General features: G+C 59.6%; 14 protein-coding genes. 11 read left to right on the top strand and 3 right to left on the bottom strand.

The annotated features are described in order from the left end of the window. Nucleotides 1–3: 3 nt before the first annotated feature. Complete coding sequence (gene plsY, locus FB593_RS03090; RefSeq protein WP_003512722.1) at nt 4–621, top strand: glycerol-3-phosphate 1-O-acyltransferase PlsY; 618 nt, start codon at nt 4–6, stop codon at nt 619–621. 21 nt (nt 622–642) lie between these two features. Continuing rightward, a complete protein-coding gene (gene dprA / locus FB593_RS03095; protein WP_145166319.1) occupies nt 643–1,782 on the top strand; it encodes a DNA-processing protein DprA in 1,140 nt (379 codons plus the stop codon). On the opposite strand, the gene FB593_RS03100 is transcribed toward dprA, so the two are convergent. After that, entirely contained in the window at nt 1,738–1,968 is a 231-nt protein-coding gene (locus FB593_RS03100; RefSeq protein WP_019565491.1) for a hypothetical protein, read from the bottom strand. The two genes, dprA and FB593_RS03100, sit on opposite strands and share 45 nt — an antisense overlap. A 258-nt stretch (nt 1,969–2,226) precedes the next feature. On the opposite strand from FB593_RS03100, the gene topA reads away from it, so the two are divergent. The 6 genes from topA (at nt 2,227) to rpmG (ending at nt 9,879) form a co-directional block, all read left to right on the top strand. Continuing rightward, complete coding sequence (topA, locus tag FB593_RS03105; RefSeq protein ID WP_003512719.1) at nt 2,227–4,911, top strand: type I DNA topoisomerase; 2,685 nt, start codon at nt 2,227–2,229, stop codon at nt 4,909–4,911. Continuing rightward, the gene (gene rnr / locus FB593_RS03110) at nt 4,908–7,262 is read left to right on the top strand and encodes a ribonuclease R (protein ID WP_003512718.1); all 2,355 of its coding nucleotides are present in this window, start codon (nt 4,908–4,910) and stop codon (nt 7,260–7,262) included. Before topA ends, rnr begins: the two co-directional genes overlap by 4 nt. Before the next feature lie 46 nt (nt 7,263–7,308). Beyond that, nucleotides 7,309–7,752, top strand: a complete 444-nt coding sequence (locus FB593_RS03115; RefSeq protein ID WP_003512717.1) for a DUF983 domain-containing protein — start codon at nt 7,309–7,311, stop codon at nt 7,750–7,752. A gap of 20 nt (nt 7,753–7,772) precedes the next feature. Further along, a complete protein-coding gene (locus FB593_RS03120) occupies nt 7,773–8,441 on the top strand; it encodes an NUDIX domain-containing protein (RefSeq protein WP_003512714.1) in 669 nt (222 codons plus the stop codon). A gap of 17 nt (nt 8,442–8,458) precedes the next feature. Continuing rightward, complete coding sequence (locus FB593_RS03125) at nt 8,459–9,622, top strand: MFS transporter (protein ID WP_019565488.1); 1,164 nt, start codon at nt 8,459–8,461, stop codon at nt 9,620–9,622. Between the two features lie 89 nt (nt 9,623–9,711). Continuing rightward, nucleotides 9,712–9,879 carry a 50S ribosomal protein L33 gene (gene rpmG, locus FB593_RS03130; protein ID WP_003496403.1) on the top strand — a complete coding sequence of 56 codons (168 nt, stop codon included), beginning with the start codon at nt 9,712–9,714 and terminating at the stop codon, nt 9,877–9,879. An 880-nt stretch (nt 9,880–10,759) separates the two neighbouring features. Here rpmG and FB593_RS03135 read toward each other — a convergent pair. Beyond that, the gene (locus FB593_RS03135) at nt 10,760–12,130 is read right to left on the bottom strand and encodes a PleD family two-component system response regulator (protein WP_019565487.1); all 1,371 of its coding nucleotides are present in this window, start codon (nt 12,128–12,130) and stop codon (nt 10,760–10,762) included. Between the two features lie 18 nt (nt 12,131–12,148). Next, the gene (locus tag FB593_RS03140; RefSeq protein ID WP_003496409.1) at nt 12,149–12,520 is read right to left on the bottom strand and encodes a response regulator; all 372 of its coding nucleotides are present in this window, start codon (nt 12,518–12,520) and stop codon (nt 12,149–12,151) included. A gap of 131 nt (nt 12,521–12,651) precedes the next feature. Between FB593_RS03140 and FB593_RS03145 the strand changes: the two genes are divergently transcribed. From FB593_RS03145 to FB593_RS03155, 3 genes are all read left to right on the top strand, one after another. Continuing rightward, a complete protein-coding gene (locus FB593_RS03145; RefSeq protein ID WP_019565486.1) occupies nt 12,652–12,960 on the top strand; it encodes a DUF3572 domain-containing protein in 309 nt (102 codons plus the stop codon). Between the two features lie 69 nt (nt 12,961–13,029). Beyond that, a complete protein-coding gene (locus tag FB593_RS03150) occupies nt 13,030–14,313 on the top strand; it encodes a DNA polymerase IV (RefSeq protein ID WP_162760883.1) in 1,284 nt (427 codons plus the stop codon). Nucleotides 14,314–14,478: 165 nt separating this feature from the next. Next, the gene (locus tag FB593_RS03155; RefSeq protein ID WP_145166320.1) at nt 14,479–15,717 is read left to right on the top strand and encodes a L,D-transpeptidase family protein; all 1,239 of its coding nucleotides are present in this window, start codon (nt 14,479–14,481) and stop codon (nt 15,715–15,717) included. Nucleotides 15,718–15,729 lie beyond the last annotated feature (12 nt).

Here is a 15,729-nt window from a genome sequence, read left to right on the forward strand (position 1 = left end):
TGAATGAGTGCTTTGACTGACTGGCAGACGGCGCCTGCCCTTCTCGCGCTTGCGGCGCTGATTGGCTATCTATTCGGCTCGATACCCTTCGGCCTGCTTCTTACCCGCATGGCGGGGCTGGGCGATGTGCGCAAGATTGGTTCCGGCAATATTGGCGCCACCAATGTGCTGCGCACCGGCAACAAGAAGCTCGCCGCAGCGACATTGCTGCTCGATGCGCTGAAGGGCACCGCCGCAGTGCTCGTCGCCAATGCGCTCTGGGGTTACGAGGCGTCGCTGGTTGCCGGTTTCTTTGCCTTTCTCGGCCATCTGTTTCCGGTGTGGCTCGGTTTCAAGGGCGGCAAGGGCGTGGCGACCTATATCGGCGTGCTTTTAGGCGCTGCCCCCCTGATGATGCTGGCTTTTGCGCTGATCTGGCTCGCAACCGCGTTCATCACCCGGTATTCCTCGCTGTCGGCGCTGGTTGCCATGCTTGTGATCCCGGTCGCCCTATGGATAGTCGGGCCTGAAAAGACGGCGCTTCTGGTAACGTTGCTGAGCGTGATTTCCTGGTGGAAACACCGGGAAAACATCGCACGGCTTCTGGCCGGCACGGAAAGCAGGATCGGGCAAAAGGGCTAAGGCCAGCTTTAGGGATACGTCATGCCGCATGAGGAAACGACACGGCAGGGCATCGAGCTTTCCGCGCGGCAGCGGGTCGCATGGCTTCGGCTGATCCGCAGCGACAATATCGGCCCCGTCACCTTCCGCGAACTCATCAATCATTTTGGCAGCGCTGAAAAAGCGCTCTCTGCCCTGCCCGATCTTTCAAAGCGCGGCGGTTCATTGCGCAGCCCGCGCATTGCCACACAGGCGGAAGCGGAAGACGAAATCGAAACGGCTGAAAGATTCGGCGCTCGCTTCGTCGGCATCGGTGAGCCGGACTACCCGCCTGCCCTGCGACAGCTCGACGGCGCGCCGCCACTGATCGCCATGAAGGGCTCGGCTTCCACCGCAACAAGACCTTGCGTCGGCATCGTCGGATCACGCAACGCCTCCATCAACGGCGCGAAATTCGCCGCGATGCTGGCGCGCGATTGCGGTCGTGCGGGCTATACGATCGCTTCCGGGCTGGCACGCGGCATCGATGCGGCAGCGCACCGGGCAAGCCTTGCAACCGGCACGGTGGCCATGCTGGCGGGCGGTCTCGACCGTCCCTACCCGCAGGAAAATTTCGGGCTCTTGCAGGACATCTACGAAGAGGGCGGCGCGACGATCAGCGAAATGCCCTTCGGCTGGGAGCCACGCGCTCGGGATTTCCCCCGCCGCAACCGGCTGATATCGGGCGTCTCGCTCGGCGTCGTCATAGTGGAAGCGGCGGAACGATCCGGTTCGCTGATCACGGCGCGGCTTGCCGGCGAAGCGGGGCGGCTGGTTTTCGCCGTACCAGGCTCCCCACTCGATGCGCGCTGCGAAGGCACCAACCGGCTGATCAAGGAAGGCGCGATGCTGACCACGGGGGCGGTCGATATTCTCGATGCGCTACGACCGCTGATGGAACCGCAATTGCCCTATGACCGCAAGGTCGAGGAACCACGATCCGATGAGGAAATGTCACCACCCGGAGATGACGAGCGTAGCATCGTTGCTGCCGCTCTCGGGCACTCGCCCGTCGAAACGGACGATATCATTCGCCACACGGGTTTTTCCGCAGCCACGGTTCACATGGTGCTGCTGGAACTCGATATTGCCGGGCGGTTAAACCGGCACGCCGGGGGGCGGGTTTCGCTCCTCGCGGATTGATAGCTTGCGCCGCCCGCTCTGGATATCGCCGACTTCCACATAGGCCATTTCAATCAGATAGCACAGCATGTCGGCGCCCTCGCGATTGGCGACGAGCCTCAGTTCCGCGAGCATCTGGCGAATGTAAGCCAAGTTCTCTCTGGTCCCTTCATTATCGGCATTATTGTTTGTTGCGTTCGGGACCATATATCCATCCTGGAATTTCAACCTGAAACAAAGATCATTACGTCAATTCAAATCATGTTGGTCACTATAACAAATTTACCAAAGATTGCAATACAACGACAGATTATCCATAGGTTGCAATTGCCTTGGAGCGATAAAATCGGGCTTGCCTCTTGACCCGCGCGCATTACCTGTCCATGTCGAATTATAAAGAAGGCGAATTGCGGCATTATGCCGTGACCCGGCTATGTTAACGGACCAGTTCCAGAGAAAAACAATATGAATGTCGTCGTCGTAGAATCTCCTGCCAAAGCCAAGACGATCAACAAGTATCTTGGTCCGGGCTACAAGGTTCTTGCATCCTTTGGCCACGTCCGGGACCTTCCTGCCAAGGACGGATCTGTGCTGCCCGACCAGGACTTCGAAATGTCCTGGGAGGTCGATAGCGCATCCGCCAAGCGCATGAAGGACATTGCCGACGCGGTGAAGTCCTCCGACGGCCTGTTTCTCGCAACCGACCCGGATCGCGAGGGTGAAGCGATTTCCTGGCATGTGCTTGATCTCTTGAAGAAGAAGCGCGTTCTCGGCGACAAGCCGGTGAAGCGCGTGGTCTTCAACGCAATCACCAAAAAGGCGGTACTGGACGCGATGGCGAACCCGCGCGACATCGACGTGCCGCTGGTCGATGCCTATCTTGCCCGCCGTGCGCTGGATTATCTCGTCGGTTTCAACCTGTCGCCGGTTTTGTGGCGCAAGCTGCCGGGCGCCCGTTCCGCCGGCCGCGTGCAGTCCGTTTCGCTGCGTCTCGTCTGCGACCGCGAAGCCGAGATCGAGCGTTTCGTCTCCGAGGAATACTGGAACATCAGCGCGCTGTTGAAGACACCGCGCGGTGACGAGTTCGAGGCGAAGCTGGTTTCCGCCGATGGCAAGAAGCTGCAAGGCCGTTCGATCAAGACAGGAGATGACGCCAACCGCCTGAAGGCGCTCCTGGAAGGCGCGACCTATATTGTCGATACGGTCGAGGCGAAACCCGTCAAGCGCAATCCCGGCCCGCCCTTCACCACCTCGACGCTGCAGCAGGCTGCCTCCTCGCGCATGGGCTTTTCGGCCTCGCGCACCATGCAGGTGGCCCAGAAGCTTTATGAAGGTATCGACATCGGCGGCGAAACCGTTGGTTTGATCACCTATATGCGTACCGACGGCGTGCAGATGGCGCCGGAAGCGATCGATGCCGCACGCCGCGCCATCGGCGAGCAGTTCGGCGACCGCTATGTGCCGGAAAAGGCGCGCTTCTACTCGACCAAGGCAAAGAACGCGCAGGAAGCGCACGAAGCTATCCGTCCGACCGATTTTAACCGCACGCCGGATCAGGTGAAGCGTTACCTCGATGCCGACCAGTTGCGTCTTTACGACCTGATCTGGAAGCGCGGCATTGCGAGCCAGATGGCATCTGCCGAAATCGAACGTACCACGGTGGAAATCCTTGCCGACAAGGACGGTGAAAAGGCCGGGCTTCGTGCCGTCGGTTCCGTCATCCGCTTCGACGGCTTCATTGCCGCCTATACCGACCAGAAAGAAGATGGCGAGCAGAGCGACGACGGTGACGATGAAGGCCGCCTGCCACAGATCAATGCGCGCGAGAACCTCGCCAAGCAGAAGATCAACGCCAGCCAGCACTTCACCGAGCCGCCGCCGCGTTATTCGGAAGCATCGCTCATCAAGAAGATGGAAGAACTCGGCATCGGCCGTCCTTCCACCTATGCGGCGACGCTGAAGACGCTAAGCGACCGCGAATATATCATCATCGACAAGCGCAAGCTCATTCCCCATTCGCGCGGACGGCTGGTGACGGCTTTCCTCGAAAGCTTCTTTGCCAAATATGTCGAATACGACTTCACCGCCGATCTGGAAGAAAAGCTCGACCGCATTTCCGCGGGCGAACTGGACTGGAAGCAGGTGCTGCGCGATTTCTGGAAGGATTTCTTCGCGCAGATCGAAGATACCAAGGAATTGCGCGTTACCAACGTGCTGGATGCGCTCAATGAAGTTCTGGCCCCGCTGGTCTTCCCCAAGCGTGAGGACGGCTCCGATCCGCGCATCTGTCAGGTTTGCGGCACCGGCAACCTTTCGCTGAAGCTCGGCAAATATGGCGCTTTCGTCGGTTGCTCCAATTATCCGGAGTGCAACTTCACCCGCCAGCTCACGTCCGATGGCTCGGAAGCCGAAGCTTCCGTGTCCAATGAGCCGAAAGCGCTGGGTGCCGATCCGATGACCGGCGAGGAGTTGACGCTTCGGTCTGGCCGTTTCGGCCCGTACATCCAGCGCGGCGATGGCAAGGAAGCCAAGCGCTCCTCGCTGCCCAAGGGCTGGAAGCCTGAGGACATCGACCACGAAAAGGCGCTGGCGCTCATCAACCTGCCGCGCGATATCGGCAAGCATCCCGAAACCGGCAAGATGATTTCCGCCGGGCTTGGCCGCTACGGACCCTTCCTGTTGCATGACGGTTCCTATGCGAACCTCGAAAGCATCGAAGATGTGTTCTCGATCGGCCTCAACCGTGCCGTTACCGTCATTGCCGAGAAGCAGAGCAAGGGACCGGGGCGCGGCCGCAACGGCACGCCTGCGGCGCTGAAGGAACTGGGTGATCACCCCGATGGCGGCCCGATCACCGTCCGCGACGGGCGTTACGGCGCTTACGTCAACTGGGGCAAAGTTAACGCCACCATTCCAAAGGGGCAGGATCCGACCTCCGTGACGCTGGACGAATCGCTGGTGCTGATTGCCGAGCGTATCGCCAAGACAGGAACCGGCGGCAAGCCCGCCAAGGCCAAGAAACCTGCTGCCAAGAAGGCCGATGGCGACACAGCCGCAAAGCCGAAGGCGACAAAAGCCAAGGCCGCAACGAAAAGCAAGACGGCTGCCAAGCCGAAGGCCGCAGCCAAACCCAAGAAGGCAGAATCGTGAGCAAGGCGCCGCGTCAGAGACAGGGTTCCGCCAGCGACGGCTTCGGACGTACCGGGCGCGGCAAGCGGGCAAATGAAGGTGAAGGCATCATCCATGGCGAGGTGCCTTCCCGCGAAGTGCTGCTGAAATTCATCGCCGAGCATCCGCAGCAGGCCTCCAAGCGCGAAATCGCCAAGGCTTTTGGGCTGAAGGGCGACGACCGCGTTGTGCTCAAGGCACTGCTGAAGGAGCTTGAAACCGATGGCATGGTGCAGAAGAGCCGCAAGACGCTGACGCGACCGGGTGGCCTGCCGCCGGTGACGGTTCTCGACATCACCACCCGCGACAAGGACGGCGAATTGATCGGCCGGCCTGCCGAATGGCCTGAAGATCAGGGCGCGGCCCCCGCCGTGCTCATCCGCCAGTCCTCGCAGGATCGCAGTAAGAAAGCCCCTGCCGCCGGTCTCGGCGATCGCATTCTGGCAAAAATATTCCCTTCCAAGGACAGCGTCGGCCCGGCCTACACGGCACGCGTCGTCAAGCTGATCGACCGTCGTCAGAACGCATTGCTTGGCGTGTTCAAGGAAACGGAAGGCGGCGGCGGACGCCTGATGCCGATCGACCGGCGCGGCGAGGAAATGGTCATCGACCCCGAGGGTGTCGGCGATGCCAAGGACGGCGACCTGATCGAGGTGGAAACCTCGCGCAACAGCGGTCGTTACGGCCTGACGCGCGCAAAGGTTCTTTCGGTCGTCGGCTCAGTCGCCTCGGAAAAGGCGATCTCGATGATCGCGATCCATGCCCACGGTATTCCGCACATCTTCCCGCCGAATGTTCTGGCCGAGGCGGATGCCGCAAAACCCGCGACCATGTCGCACCGTGAAGACTGGCGCGACCTGCCGCTGATCACGATCGATCCGGCCGACGCCAAGGACCATGACGACGCGGTCTATGCCGAACTCGACCCCTCGCCCGACAATCCTGATGGAGTGATCGTCACCGTCGCTATCGCCGACGTGTCCTGGTATGTGCGATCAGGCGCACCGCTCGACCGCGAGGCGCTGAAGCGTGGTAACTCCGTCTATTTCCCTGATCGTGTCGTGCCGATGCTGCCGGAACGCATCTCCAACGACCTCTGCTCGCTGAAGGAAGGCGTCGACCGCCCTGCCCTTGCTGTGCGGATGACGTTCTCGAAGGAAGGCCGCAAGGCGAGCCACACTTTCCATCGCATCATGATGAAGAGTGCCGCCAAGCTCTCCTACCAGCAGGCGCAGGCCGCAATCGACGGCCGCCCGGACGACAAGACCGGCACGCTGCTGGAGCCGATCCTGAAGCCGCTGTGGCACGCCTATGCCGTGATGAAGCGCGGCCGCGATCGCCGCCAGCCGCTGGAACTCGACATGCCGGAGCGCAAGATCCAGCTCAGGCCCGACGGCACGGTGGACAAGGTCGTCATTCCCGAACGCCTCGACGCGCACAAGCTAATCGAGGAAATGATGATCCAGGCGAACGTCGCCGCCGCAGAGACCCTGGAAAAGAAAAAGCAGCGGCTGGTCTACCGCGTGCATGACGCCCCCACACTTACCAAGCAGGAAGTGCTGCGCGAATTCCTCGGCACCATCGGCATTTCCATGGCCAAGGGTGTCGCGATGCGCGCCAATTCCTTCAACGGCATTCTGGCGCGCGCACTCGACACGCCGCACCAGATCATGGTCAACGAGATGGTGCTGCGCAGTCAGAGCCAGGCGATCTACAGCCCGGAAAATATCGGCCATTTCGGCCTCAACCTGATGAAGTACGCGCATTTCACCTCACCGATCCGCCGTTATGCCGATCTGATCGTGCATCGGGCGCTGGTCGGATCGCTAGGCCTCGGCGAAGGCGGCATCACCCCGCAGGAAGAGGCGACGCTGGACGATATAGCCGCCGAAATCTCGACCTTCGAGCGCCGCGCCATGGCCGCAGAGCGCGACACCATCAACCGGCTGATCGCGCACCATCTTTCCGAGCGCGTCGGTGAGGAGTTCGATGGCCGCGTCGCGGGTGTCACCAAGGCGGGACTATTTGTCGCGCTGCCGCAGTTTGGCGCCGACGGGTTTGTTCCTATATCTACACTTGGAACCGACTATTTCCTCTACGACGAAGCCCATCAGGCTCTGACGGGGGAAAAGACGGGTCTCGGTTATCAACTCGGCGATACGGTTCAGGTGCGGCTGGCAGAAGCGGTACCCTTGGCTGGTGCGCTGCGGTTTGAAATGCTGAGCCCGGGGCGCAAGATGCCGGTCGGCTCGCGGTCGTTCCACAAGGCAGGCCGGCGGACATCACGTCCTTCCGCCAAGCCGGGAACAAGGCCGCCGAGAGGACGTCGGTAACAAGACCGCGTCAAGCGGTTAAGACAAACGGGAGAAGGACTTCAGGATGAGTGCAAATCAGGGCTCGGAAACGGTTACCTTCGGAGATGGAAGCGCGGAGCGTCCGCTTGGCCGCTCGATCATGCGGGGCATGGCCAATCGCTGCCCGGCCTGTGGCAGCGGTCGCCTGTTTCGGGCCTTCCTGAAGCCAGTGGACAATTGCGCGGCCTGCGGCGAGGAAATGCATCATCACCGCTCCGACGACCTGCCGCCCTATATTTCCATCGTCATCATCGGCCATATCGCCGTTGGCGGCTTCATGATGACCGATCTCGTGCTTTCCGTTCCCATGTGGGTACACTTCGCTATCTGGGTGCCTATCACCATTTTGGCCGCGCTTCTGACGCTGCAACCGATCAAGGGTGGTGTCATCGGCCTGCAATGGGCACTTAGAATGCACGGCTTCGACGGAAAACAGCCAAAAGTGCAGATCGACGGCTCCTCCCACTGACGGCGGGCGGGAATTTGCACGTGTCCGAGCTTCCCTCGAACACCCAGGCGGCGAGCGGCCCATTGCGGCCGCGCGATGCCGCCTCAATCATCCTGTTTGATCGTTCCGGCCCTGCTATTCGCGTGCTGATGGGCCGGCGCAGTAATGCCCACATATTCATGCCCGGCGCTTACGTGTTTCCCGGTGGCAAACGCGATCCACGCGACCACGCCCTGCCCTTCTCCGGCGATCTGCACCCCGCCGTGCTGCGCAGCCTCACCACGTCTGCCGCGCGCCGCCTGAGCGCTGCCGGGGCACGGGCACTGGCGCTTGCCGCCGCGCGCGAGCTCGTGGAGGAAACCGGCGTCGATATGGGCATGGACGCTGATGGTCCGGATCTTTCGCGTTTTCGATATGTGGCGCGCGCAATCACCCCGCCCGGCAATATCAGGCGTTACGACACGCGATTCTTTTGCTGTTACGCTGACGAGTTGCGGCTGGATACCCGGCTAATCAGGGATTCAGATGAGCTGCACAATGTGCAATGGCTTGACATGACAGCGCTTTCCAGTCTGAACATGCCGAAAATCACACGCACGGTTCTCGAAGATGTCACAAAACTCATGATAGGTGATCCGTCACTGCCCTTTGAAAGCCCCGCGCGGCTCTATGTCACGCGCCACGGCCGATTCATTCGAGACTTTGTATAAAGGCCGTCATGTCACAAATGAAATGCGAAGCGGACGCCATTCACTGGCCCTCACTGATCGCCGCCATCTCCGCCATCAGTGCGGTCGGTGTCGCCATCGGCCTGGGCCTGCCGCTCCTGTCGATCATCCTTGAGAAGCGCGGCATCTCCTCCACCATGATCGGGGTAAATTCGGCAATGGCCGGCGTTGCGGCGATGATGGCAGCGCCGGTGACCACCAAGATCGCCCATGATTTCGGCGTGGCGCGAACGATGCTATTTGCCGTTGTCGTGTCGGCTCTGAGTGCGCTCTGTTTCTATTTCGCCGACGCCTTCTGGATGTGGTTTCCGCTGCGAATCGTCTTTCATGGCGCAACCACCACGCTGTTCATCCTCTCCGAATACTGGATCAACATGACCGCACCGCCGAAAAAACGCGGCATGGTTCTCGGCATCTACGCCACCGGACTTGCGGTTGGGTTTGCGGTTGGCCCGTTATTGTTTTCCGTGGTCGGCAGCGATGGCATCCTGCCGTTTCTGGTCGGGGCAGCAATCATACTGCTTGCCGCGATCCCGATCTTCCTTGCGCGCGGCGAAAGCCCGGAGCTGAGCGAAAGGCCGAACCACCATTTCGCCCGTTATATATGGCTGGTGCCGATGGCTTCTGCGGCGGCCTTCGTGTTCGGCGCCGTGCAAGCGGGCGGTCTGTCGCTCTTTCCCATCTATGCGACCCGCGAAGGCTTCAACGAATCGCAGGCGGCACTTCTGCTGACCGTGATGGGCATCGGCAACATGGTCTTCCAGATACCGATCGGCCTGCTTTCGGACCGGATGAAGGACCGGCGCACAATGTTGGCGCTGATGGCCTTTGCGGGCGTTTGCGGCACGCTGGCGCTGCCCTTGCTGGTGGATAGATGGATTCTCGTCGCGGCCCTGCTGCTGTTCTGGGGCGGCCTCGTATCCGGCATGTATACCGTCGGCCTCACCCATCTGGGATCGCGTCTCAAAGGGGCCGATCTGGTGGCCGCCAACGCCGCCTTCATCTTCTGCTATGCCATGGGCACTATAGCCGGACCACAGGCCGTCGGCATTTCCATGGATGTTGCGGGTACCGATGGTTTCGCCTGGGCGCTTGCCGTGTTTTTCGGGCTTTACGTGGTGCTTTATGCCTTCCGTTTTGTTTTCAGGGCAAAACAGACTTGACTTTTCAGGCGCGATACGTAGTTTCGCGCCAGATTTAGCCGAGGTGAGAAGCGCCTGCGGCTTCTCTTTTGTTTAAAGGCAGGACGACCATGGCGAAAGCTACAACAATCAAGATCAAGCTGCTGTCGACAGCCGACACCGGTACCTTCTACGTCACCACCAAGAACAGCCGTACGTTCACGGACAAGATGACGAAGACGAAGTATGACCCGGTTGTACGCAAGCACGTTGAATTCAAGGAAACCAAGATCAAGTAATTCTTGATCGGGTTCTCCGGCAAAAGCGCGCCCAACGGGCGCGTTTTTTGTTTGTACGGAAAGAATTGCCGCCAACGGCATTATTTGCGCCAGCGCCCTCGCAAGGCCCGCCACGGGCCAACGAATCGCAACCTTCCTAGTTGCGGTTCTTGAGTTTGGAACCCAGTCGGCGCTATCGGCACGGCGGGAAAGCTCTTTATCACCGTCTCGCCTAACCAGCGCCTCTCCTAATCAGCGCCTCATCGGCCAAATGCGCCAACCGCTGCGACAGCGCGCTGCCTGCGCGCGCAGCCGGATGTGCTGCGCTATAAGCGGCAGCACAAGCGCAGAATATTTTCGGAGATAAGGCGGTCGGCCAACGATGTGATCACGGCACGAGGAACCGATTCGGACATCGTCAGCCGACCGACCCCACGATCCAGGAGATGCGGCGGACCTGAGCATCATGGGGCATTCAAACTACGCAATACCAGCCCCTGACGACCGAAACATCAGCGGTGTAAACCGCCATCGTTTCTTCATCACTTGACGGAAAAACCGCCGGAAGAACTGTTATTCTCGATTGGGAGTGTGCGCAGAAGTAAAATAAAAATCAACAAATTCTTAAGCCAGAGATACATCACCTGGAAAACATGGTTAAATATACAACGCTGGCACACTATAGTTCCGTGAGCGATTGAATTCAACGTATTTTTCAACTTGAACTCTATTAACCCTGTTAGACTTCACCCCCTCATTGCAAGAAGATGAAATACTGGCAAGGTCAGGGACTTCGCGCTTGCTACAGTTTGCTGTCAGGTCTTTGGGCGGCTATCGATAACGGTAAACGTCGAAAGTCTCAAAAGGCGGCACGGATTGTCAGCGTCATGGGTCTGCGCCTTTAGGCGGCGGCCGCCACGACGCGGTTGCGTCCTGTGTGTTTCGCCTCGTAGAGCGCCCTGTCGGCCTGCTTCAGAAGCTCGTCCGGCGCGCCGAATGCTCCGCTGCTGGTGGCGATGCCGAGCGAAGCCGTGATACTCAACTCGCGGTCGATGGAACGAACGTGAAACGGCTTGTCCTCGATGATTGCCCGCAGGCGTTCGGCAACGCTTGTGGCAAGCTCCATCGGCGTGTCGGGCATCACAACCACGAATTCCTCCCCGCCATAACGGCAGGCAAGATCGGCGCCGCGCACCGTGCTGCGGATGCGGGCTGCAAACTCGCGCAGAACCTCATCGCCGACATCGTGGCCATAGGTATCGTTGACCAGCTTGAAGCGGTCGATATCGGTCATGCAAATGGAAATCGGGCGGCCACGCACGGCGGCGCGGTCGAAAAGTATTTTCAGATGATTGTCGAGATAACGGCGATTGTTAAGACCAGTCAGCCCGTCGACGATAGCAAGCTCCATCGTGTGCTGGAGATTGAGCCGCAGATGCTCGTTATAGCGCTTGCGCCGGATCTGCGTCAGAGACCGGGCGACAAGTTCGTTGGGATCGATCGGGCGGAGAATATAATCGTTCACGCCAAGATCGAGCGCCCGCGCCACCATGTCGTCCGCCCCCTGTTCCGCTACCAGAAGCAACGGCAGGAACCGGGTACGCTCCAGCGAACGAAGCTGCGAACACAGTCTCAGCGGATCGTAATCCTCAAAATTGGAATTGACGATGACAAGCTCGAAGGGGTTGCTCGCGGCCTTCAACAGGGCCGCCTGAGGCTCCGTGACGGCATCAACCTCGGCAACCGGCTTCAGCGCCCTGACGATACGTTCCTGCGAGCTGGCGCGGCCATCCGCCACCAGAACGCGGCCAGGCGTCTGCATGAGGCCATCGCTGCGCAGCATCTCCTCGATGCCGATCTCGCGCGCGGTCTCGGCCCGCAGCCGCAATTCGTCACTGACGGCCTTGAGGCGCACGAGGCTTTTAACACGGGCGATCAATTGAAGGTCGTTAACGGGCTTGGTCAGAAAATCATCCGCGCCGGCTTTCAGGCCGCGCACGCGGTCCGAGGGCTGATCGAGTGCGGTGACCATGACAACAGGAATATGCGCCGTTTTCGGATTGGCCTTCAGCCGTTCGCAGACCTCGAAACCGTCCATGCCAGGCATCATGATGTCCAGCAGGATGATATCGACCTGTTCCTGGTCGCAGATATCAAGCGCCTTGAAACCATCCTCGGCGGTTACGACGTCGAAATATTCCGCGACAAGCCGGGCTTCGAGAAGCTTTACGTTTGCGGGTATGTCGTCAACAACCAGAACTCTCGCCGTCATAACAGTTCCCCAACCGCCTTACGCATCGCCTAGATAGGTCTTGATGATTTCGATGAATTTCGGAACGGAGATCGGCTTGGACACATAGGCCTCGCATCCGCCCTGACGAATGCGCTCCTCGTCCCCCTTCATGGCGAAGGCGGTTACCGCAATGACCGGAATGACGTGCAGCTCATCATCCTCCTTCAGCCATTTCGTCACCTCCAGCCCGGAAACCTCCGGCAGCTGAATATCCATGAGAATGAGGTCGGGGCGGTGCTTGCGGGCAAGATCCAGCGCTTCCATGCCGTTGCGCGTCTGGATCGTCGTATAGCCAGACGCCTCGATCAGGTCACGAAAGAGCTTCATGTTCAGCTCGTTGTCTTCGACTATCATGACCTGCTTGGGCATGGTGGGCAGTCCCCGTTTCGCTTTGAAACCTTCTCCCAGACATATAGGGTGCCAGAGAACCGATTCCATCGTCCATTTGTTGCGCAAGGCTAGAACGATTTGGTTTCAAAATAGGTAACTTCGGTAGAGAAATGCTGAGAGATACAAAAAACAAAGACAATGCCGGAAAAGATCCGCAAGAAACGGCGGCCGCCATACTTGGCTGGCTGGCAAACGAGCCGGAAATGCTCGGGCGTTTTCTGGCGCTGAGCGGATTGCAGGCCAATATGCTGCGCCATGCCGCCCACGATCCCGGCTTTCTGGCGGGGCTCACCGATTTTCTGATGAGCCACGAACCAGACCTCATGGCCTTCTGCGCGGCGACCGACACATCCCCCGAAACGGTTGCCGCCGCCTGGCACCATTTTTCCGGCCCGGGGTTGGATTCGGGTGAGTATTGACAGGCCACCCCTTGAGCCACCGTCACGGCCGGAGTATGGTTGGCGACGTTCTGGTTTTGTTTTCGGCCCATGTCCACGTTGCATCTCTATGATCCCGGTTTTTGCCGCGACTGTCTGGTCGGCCAGCCAGCGGACCTGAGGCGTTGTCGCGCCTGTGGCAGTCCCCGCCTCGTCTACCATGACGAACTCTACGACCTCAGCATCGCTCATATCGATTGCGACGCCTTTTACGCCTCCGTTGAAAAACGGGACAATCCCGAGCTTGCCGACAAGCCGTTGATCATCGGCGGCGGAAAACGCGGCGTGGTTTCCACTGCCTGCTACATTGCCCGCATCCAGGGCGTGCGCTCCGCCATGCCGATGTTCAAGGCGCTGGAAGCCTGTCCGGACGCCGTGGTCATCAAGCCCGACATGGAAAAATACAGCCGCGTCGGCCGTCAGATCCGAACCATGATGCAGGATTTGACACCGCTCGTGCAGCCGCTTTCCATAGACGAGGCGTTTCTCGATCTTTCCGGAACGGAGAGGCTGCATCACGATCCACCTGCCCGGGTGCTGGCGAAATTTGTGAAACGGGTGGAAAAAGAAGTGGGCGTGACCGTCTCGGCCGGGCTGTCCTACTGCAAATTTCTGGCCAAGGTCGCGTCCGACCTTAAAAAACCGCGCGGCTTTTCGGTGATCGGCGAAGCGGAAGCGCTTTCCTTTCTGGCAGCACGGCCCGTCACGACGATATGGGGCGTTGGAAAGGCGTTTGCGGCGACGCTGGAGGCGGACGGCATTCGCATGATCGCGCAGTTGCAGGAGATGGAGGAAGGCGACCTGATGCGCCGCTATGGCGTGATGGGGCAACGGCTGTTCCGGCTTTCGCGCGGTATCGATGAACGGCACGTGCACAATAACGACCCCGTGAAAAGCGTGTCTTCCGAGACCACCTTCTTCAACGATATTTCTCGCCACGAGGACCTCGTACCGATCCTGCGGTCGCTTTCCGAAAAAGTTGCCTGGCGCCTGAAGAAGAGCGGCATTTCCGGCCAGACGGTTGTACTGAAAATGAAGACGGCCGATTTCAAACTCCGCACCCGCAACCGCAAGCTTGATGACCCTACCCAGCTTGCCGACCGCATATTCCGTACCGGCCTTTCGCTGCTTGCGAAAGAAACCGACGGCACCAAGTTTCGCCTGATCGGCATAGGCGTCAGTGATCTGCGTGATGCGGACCTTGCCGATCCTCCCGATCTCGTCGACAGGCAGGCGGAACGGCGGGCGGCGGCGGAAGCGGCAATGGACAAATTGCGCTACAAGTTCGGCAAGGGCAGCGTCGAGACCGGCTACACTTTCGGTACACGCAAATAGCGGCCATGCCGCTTGCAAACGCCGTGAAACCCTGCGGCCTGCAACACCCCGCCCCTATTTTAGATATTACACAAATTAGTGATGTGGCAGACGCTGTATCCTTAAACTTCATTAAACTTCGCGTGGTTGAGTAAACGAAGTTTTGTGCATGTGGTGTATTGCGTCATGTCCCTTCGCTTCCGTCTTCTGACCGGCATGCTGTCGGCCAGCATTCTTGCCTTTCCGGCGCTTGCCGCCGACAACAAGTCCCTGCAGATCGTCGTTTCGAAAAGCGATCAATCGCTGGCGCTTTACGAGAACGGCGAGATCGTTGCTACATCCAAGGTCTCAACCGGCAAGGCCGGGCATGAGACGCCGAGCGGCATTTTTTCGATTCTGGAAAAACGCAAATACCACGAATCGAACATCTACTCGGCCGCGCCCATGCCTTTCATGCAGCGACTGACATGGTCGGGCATCGCGTTGCACGAAGGCAAGGTGCCAAATTACCCGGCCTCGCATGGCTGCGTGCGCCTGCCTTCGAAATTCGCGCAGTCGCTGTTCGGCGAGACCCGCTACGGCGTGCATGTCATCATCACCGACCGGCCGGTTTCTCTGCGCTCCGTACAACATTCAGCCCTGTTTGAGCCGCGGGACGATGCCGATGACGGCAAGCTGCTTTTATCCGACGTCGAGCTGCGCCCCGCGACCTTCGACGCCGCATTGGGCACCGTTGAGGTGGCCGTGAATGAAAAAACACAAGCCATCAAACCGATGGCCAAAGGCAAGGAGCCCTCGCCCTTGCGCATCCTCGTCACCCGGCGCGGCGAGCGCGAAAAGGTGATGGATATTCAGGCCGTGCTGACCCGCCTTGGCTTCGATGCCGGCGCACCGGACGGCTATACCGGAGAAATGACGATCAGCGCCGTCAACGGGTTCAAGCGCTGGAAGGGGCTGAAAACCACCGGGCCGCTACTGACCGACGATTTCGTTGCTGCACTTTACGCGTCCGCCGGCGAAGATCATCCACCGAATGGCCAGATCATGGTGCGACAGGATTTCAAGCCGCTATTCGAGGCTGCGATCGACATCAAGGATCCCGAGGTGGCACTCGGAACGCATTTCTTCGAAGCCGTTGCCGTCAACCGCGCAGCCGGAACCGCCGAATGGAATGGCGTAACACTGGAAAACCATCTGCCGGCCGCAGCCCGCAAGCGGCTCGGCATCACCGTTACCGAAGCGCCCGGTGGCTTTGACCAGCTAAGCGCCGTACTCGGCCGCCTTGAAATACCGGCTGAAATTCGCTCCCGAATCGAGAAAGAGCTTTCAACCGGCAGTTCGATTACCGTTTCCGACCTCAGTCACCAGATGGAGACAGGGATGGGGACGGACTTCATTACCGTGACAAAGGAAGGGCCGGTTTGAGGGCTTGAGGCC

The organism is Rhizobium sp. SJZ105, from assembly GCF_007828365.1.
Classification (GTDB): Bacteria; Pseudomonadota; Alphaproteobacteria; order Rhizobiales; family Rhizobiaceae; genus Agrobacterium; species Agrobacterium tumefaciens.